We start from the raw sequence: 3,197 nt of genomic DNA on the forward strand, positions 1-3,197 counted from the left end.
GCACTGGTTAAAAACCCACCGCTCGGTAGGTGTGCGGTGAGCTGTGCAGCTCCCGGCACTCGTCGGCCTCACACCCGACCAGTCTGGGAGCGCCGCGGTGCGGCGACGAGGACGGCGGCGCCGAGCGCCAGGCTGACGGCACCGCAGGCGAGGTAGAGCGTGGCCCACCCCAGCCGCTCGGCCATCGTCCCGGCGACGGGGAAGACGCCGATCATCACCACCGAAAAGATCCACGATTCGAGCGACAGGATGGTCGCCCGCTGGTCCGACGGGATCTGTCGGTTGAACCAGGCGATCAGCAGGGGCTCCGCCAGCCCATATGCGATCTGCGCCACGAGGTAGGCACCGATCGCCAGCAGGATGGGCTCGGCTGCCATGCCGGACAGCCCAAGCCCGGCGACCGCGGTCACACCCGCGAATTGCCGGGCGAAGCGGCCGCGCCGCGCCACTCGCCCGAGGAGCGCCGCACCCGCGGCGTTCAGCAGCAGGGAGATGCCGGCAACGAGGCCGATGGTGCTGTTGGACAACCCGCGCGCCGTCAGGGCTGCCTGCAGGTAGAGGTGTGCCACCGTCGACGCCGTCCAGAACAAGCCCGAGAGGAGCAGCACCATGGCGACGTCGGGGCGCTGCGCCAGCACCCCGCGCGCCTCCGCGGCATGCGTGCGGATCGACCGGTGCACACCTGCCGTGGCACGCTGCCGGGGCGCCTCCACCAGCCCGGCGGCCAGCCAGGCGCCACCCAGCCCGGCGCCGATCCCCAGCGCGAAGGGGATCCCGTAGCTCACCTCCGAGAGGGCCGCTCCCAGCCAGGTTGCAGCCGCCCCGACGACGTAGGCCGCGCCCAGCAAGCGGCCGACGATGCCGGTGTAGCGGGCGTGCCCCTCCGGGACGCCTCCGAGCGCGTCGTAGAGGTAGGCCTGATCGCTGCCCGAGGCGAAGCTGTAGGAGGCACCGGAGAGAAAGAGCGCCAGCATGACGACCGGCAATGACGGCGCGAGCCAAAGGAGCGCCACCCCGGTGGCCGTCAGCAGCCCGCTGATCATCAGCGTCCAGCGACGTCCGATCAGGTCGGCCAAGGCGCCGGACGGCACCTCCAGCAGGACCGGCGCCAGGTGGAACGCGGACTCAGCCAATCCGATTTCGGCCAGACTGTAGCCGCGGCTCTGGAGGTAGATGATCCAGATCGCGCTGTCGAACTTGGCTTCCCAGCTCAGCCGGTAGGCGTAGAAGCGACGGAGGGTGCGAGCCGCCGTCTTTGGCGGGACGGCCGATCCGTCTCCGAGCATGCGAGCGCACTCCCATCAACGACGGGAGGGGCAACGATGCGGCGCCCACTCCCACTGCCCTTGCGCGCCAACCTCTCAGGGCAGTGGTGCCGTGTGCGACTTGTGGCTCTGCTCGGTCAACCAGGCCGCCTCGCGCTTGCCTGGCAGGGTTTCGGCCATTGCGTGTCGCTCCTCACGGGAACCCGTGCAGCGCGCGGATGATACCACAGAGCACAGGACCCGCCACCTTCGACGTATACTCACCGACGGGGAACTGGAGCAGGGGAGGAGAACCACCAGGTGAGCAGCACCGAGACGGGGATCGCTGTCGCGCACGAGGTAATCGAGCGACATAGTTTCGCGCTGCTGGAGGCCGCCCGCATCTACCACACGGTGTGGCCGGATCCGAGCACCCGCTACGTGGACGTCGTCGCCATGCTCAACCGGCACGCCGGGTACCCGGGCTTCGCCGGCTTGCTGGTCCGCGACAGCACCGGTCAGGCAGTCGCGATGGCCTACGGGCACACCACCTGCCCAGGGCAGTGGTGGCACGACCGTGTCGAGCCCGAGCTGCCATCCGAATCCGCCGGCTGGCTCGATGACTGTTTCGTCCTCGTCGAGCTAGCGGTACTTCCGGAGTATCGGAGGCGCGGCATCGCCCGCGAGTTGGTGGAGCGACTTCTCCGCAACCGGACGGAGGCGCGCGCCGCCCTCTCAACGCAGGAGGACAACGAACCCGCCATTGCCCTGTACACCACGCTCGGCTGGCGGCAGATCGCCGGCCCCATGCGTTTCGATCCCGCCGGGGCGCCCTACATCATTATGGGGCGTGAGTTACCGGGAGCGTAGGAGCGCCCGTACCACGGGATGTCGTCACGCGCCGTCACGCTCCCGCGGGGCGAGATCCGCGTTGGCCAGGCGGGCGACGAGGCGGCCGACCTGCTTCGCGTCCTCCTTAGCCATGCCCCGGCTGCAGGCAGCGGTGTAGAACTGGAGCGCCAGCGAGGTCAACGCCAGCGGCGTGCCCAGATCGCCCCCCAGCGCCTCGGCCAGCTTCAAGTCCTTCCGCATCAACTCGAGCCGGAAACCGGGGGACGGCGCAGGCTGATCCCCCTCGGCCGCGGCCCGCAGAAGCGTCGGCACGGCGTCCGTCCAGGCCGCCGAGTTCCCGGAACTGGACTTGACCACCTCGTACAGCAGCGAGAGGTCCGCACCCGCATTGGCCGCCAGCGACAGTGCCTCCCCGACGAGTACCAGCGTGGTGCCGGTCAGCATGTTGTTGATGATCTTGAAGACCTTGCCCAGCCCGACGTCGCCCACGTGATAGATCTTGCTCCCCACGACCTCCAGGAGCGGCCGCACCTCCTCCAGGAGGGCGCTGTCGGCACCGACCATGAGCGTGAGCGTCCCGCGCGCCGCGCCGTACACACCGCCACTGACCGGGGCGTCCACCACCCGGATCTGGCGCCGGGCCGCCTCCGCCGCCACCCGCTGGATCATCATCGGTGAGGTCGTGCTGAAGTCGATGATCGTGCCGCCGGGCTGCATGTTCTCAATCACGCTGTCCGGGCCGAGAAAGACCTGGAAGAGGTCATCGTCCGCCGGCAGGCAACTCATCACCACGTCGCTCTGGCTGGCGACCAGGAGCGGCGTCGGGACCGCGGTCGCGCCCGCGGCGGTCAACCGCTCCACGGCCTCATCCCGCCGGCTCGTGAAGACGACGTCGTAGCCGGCCTGGCACAGGCGGAGCGCCATCGGCAGCCCCATCGCGCCGACTCCGATGAACCCGATCCGCTTGTTGTCCATCGCTGCGCTCCTTCGACATATGCGTCATGCGTCACACGTCATGCGTCACCCGTATTGCGTACTGCATGTCGTGTCATGCTCACCTCTCCCACCTGGGGAGAGGGGCCGGGGTGAGGGGGACGCATG

Annotated in this window: 3 protein-coding genes; 1 reads left to right on the forward strand and 2 read right to left on the reverse strand. The window is 69.2% G+C overall.

Annotation, left to right across the window (positions count from 1 at the left end; all coding sequences use genetic code 11):
- Positions 1-68: 68 nt before the first annotated feature.
- Complete coding sequence (locus IRZ30_RS16660; RefSeq protein ID WP_294086794.1) at positions 69-1,286, reverse strand: MFS transporter; 1,218 nt, start codon at positions 1,284-1,286, stop codon at positions 69-71.
- Between the two features lie 279 nt (positions 1,287-1,565).
- Between IRZ30_RS16660 and IRZ30_RS16665 the strand changes: the two genes are divergently transcribed.
- Complete coding sequence (locus IRZ30_RS16665) at positions 1,566-2,114, forward strand: N-acetyltransferase (protein ID WP_294086796.1); 549 nt, start codon at positions 1,566-1,568, stop codon at positions 2,112-2,114.
- Between the two features lie 24 nt (positions 2,115-2,138).
- Here the strand turns inward: IRZ30_RS16665 and IRZ30_RS16670 are convergent, their stop codons facing one another.
- A complete protein-coding gene (locus IRZ30_RS16670) occupies positions 2,139-3,071 on the reverse strand; it encodes an NAD(P)-dependent oxidoreductase (RefSeq protein ID WP_294086798.1) in 933 nt (310 codons plus the stop codon).
- Positions 3,072-3,197 lie beyond the last annotated feature (126 nt).

Origin of the sequence: Sphaerobacter sp., from assembly GCF_019683595.1 — a bacterium.
GTDB lineage: Bacteria > Chloroflexota > Chloroflexia > Thermomicrobiales > Thermomicrobiaceae > Sphaerobacter.

What these genes read in the sequence shown, in the direction of transcription:
- IRZ30_RS16660 (WP_294086794.1), bottom strand. Translation starts at nt 1,286, where the DNA reads ATGCTCGGAGACGGATCGGCCGTCCCGCCAAAGACGGCGGCTCGCACC.
- IRZ30_RS16670 (WP_294086798.1), bottom strand. Translation starts at nt 3,071, where the DNA reads ATGGACAACAAGCGGATCGGGTTCATCGGAGTCGGCGCGATGGGGCTG.